Genomic DNA, 1,485 nt, shown 5'->3' with positions numbered 1-1,485 from the left:
ACTGGCACGGCCGAGAGCACCGGCGTCGGCGAGGCGCGGCGGCGCAGCGCGCCATGCCCCTTCACCAAGGCCACCAGCTCGTTGGCGAAGCTCGCCTCCTCGGCGACCGACGGCTTGGGCAGGCAGTCGGCCGCACCCCGGCGCATCGCCTCCATGGCCGCCGCGGCGCCCTTGGTGGTCAGCGTCGAGCAGACGATGACGCGCAGGCCCGGATCGGCCTGCAGCAGCAGCGGCAGCGCGGTCAGCCCGTCCATCACCGGCATCTCGATGTCGATGACGGCGACGTCGATGCCGCCGCGGCGGATGGCGGCGACCGCCTCCTCGCCGTTGCGGGCGCGGGCGACGACATGCAGGCTGGGATCGGCCTGCAGGATGCGCGCCATGGCGGCGCGGATCACCGCGCTGTCGTCGCAGAGCAGGATGCGCAGCGGCGCCGCCGCCGTGGCGGCGGCGGCCGGCGCCAGGTCCAGCGTCACCGGCGCGAATCCGCCGTCGCGCGGGCGCCGAAGGCCAGCAGGCGGTCGGTGTCGAGCTCGATCAGCAGGCCCTCGGGCAGGCGGTGCACGGCGCTGGCATGCTCGCGCCAAGCATCCGACAGGGTGGCGGGGGCGTCCTCGCGCTCCTCGCCGGTCAGCGACAGCACCTCGCGCACGCCGTCGGCGAGCAGCGAGTAGAGCTCGTTCTCATGCTCGACCACGACGCTCATGCGGCTCTCGTTGTTCTCCGCCTCGGGCAGGCCGAGCCGGTTGCGCAGATCCACCGCGGTGACGATGCGGCCGCGCAGGTTGAGCACGCCGGCGACGCCCGGGGGCGCCAGCGGCACGCGGGCGATCTGCTCGTTGCGCAGCACGTCGCGCACGCGGGGCACCGGGATGCCGCAGAGCCGGCCCGCGATCAGCAGGGTCAGCAGCAGGCGGGGCTCTTCCGAAGCGGCGGCCTTGGTCATGGCTTTCGGGCTCTGGCCAGTGTGGCTCTGGGCGGTCATCGCGGCGCTCATGCGGCCTCCTTCACGCTGCCAACCGCGCGGGCCAGGGCCGCGAGGACGCGTTCGCTGTCGAACTTGCCGACATAGTCGTTGAAGCCGAGCGACAGGCCGCGCGCCTTGTCGGCCGGGCTGATGCGGCTGGTCAGCGCCACCACCGGCGTCTTCTGCCAGGTGCCCTCGCGGCGCATCTCGGCGACGAAGCCGAAGCCGTCCATGCCGGGCATCTCGATGTCGCTCAGGATGGCGTCGAACATGGCGCCGCCGGCGCGCAGCTTCAGCGCCTCGGAAGGCTCGCCGCATGCGGTGACGTCATAGCCGGCCGAGGTGAGGGCGGGCACCACCAGCTGGCGGAAGAAGCCGCTGTCCTCGACCACCAGCACGCGCGGCGGCAGCTGCTCGGTCTTGCCGAACCAGTTCGGGTCGCCGAGGCGCAGCCAGTAGGAGCAGTCGAGCACGTCGGCGGCGCGGCCGGCGATCACCGCCGAGCCCAGGAAGCCGGC

At 73.4% G+C, this 1,485-nt stretch carries 3 protein-coding genes; all 3 read right to left on the bottom strand.

What is annotated here, in order from left to right:
• The coding region (locus BKE38_RS29600) for a response regulator (protein ID WP_131829807.1) at nucleotides 1–476 on the bottom strand (476 nt) is incomplete at its 3' end.
• The gene (locus tag BKE38_RS29595; RefSeq protein WP_076960661.1) at nucleotides 473–997 is read right to left on the bottom strand and encodes a chemotaxis protein CheW; all 525 of its coding nucleotides are present in this window, start codon (nucleotides 995–997) and stop codon (nucleotides 473–475) included. The genes BKE38_RS29600 and BKE38_RS29595, both read right to left, overlap by 4 nt.
• On the bottom strand, nucleotides 994–1,485 hold a 492-nt coding region (locus tag BKE38_RS29590; RefSeq protein ID WP_131829806.1), incomplete at its 5' end, for a response regulator. The genes BKE38_RS29595 and BKE38_RS29590, both read right to left, overlap by 4 nt.

The sequence above is a fragment of the Teichococcus deserti genome, from assembly GCF_001982615.1.
Classification (GTDB): Bacteria; Pseudomonadota; Alphaproteobacteria; order Acetobacterales; family Acetobacteraceae; genus Pseudoroseomonas; species Pseudoroseomonas deserti.
This window is presented reverse-complemented; position numbering and strand designations above follow the sequence as displayed.

What these genes read in the sequence shown, in the direction of transcription:
- BKE38_RS29595 (WP_076960661.1), bottom strand. Translation starts at nt 997, where the DNA reads ATGAGCGCCGCGATGACCGCCCAGAGCCACACTGGCCAGAGCCCGAAA.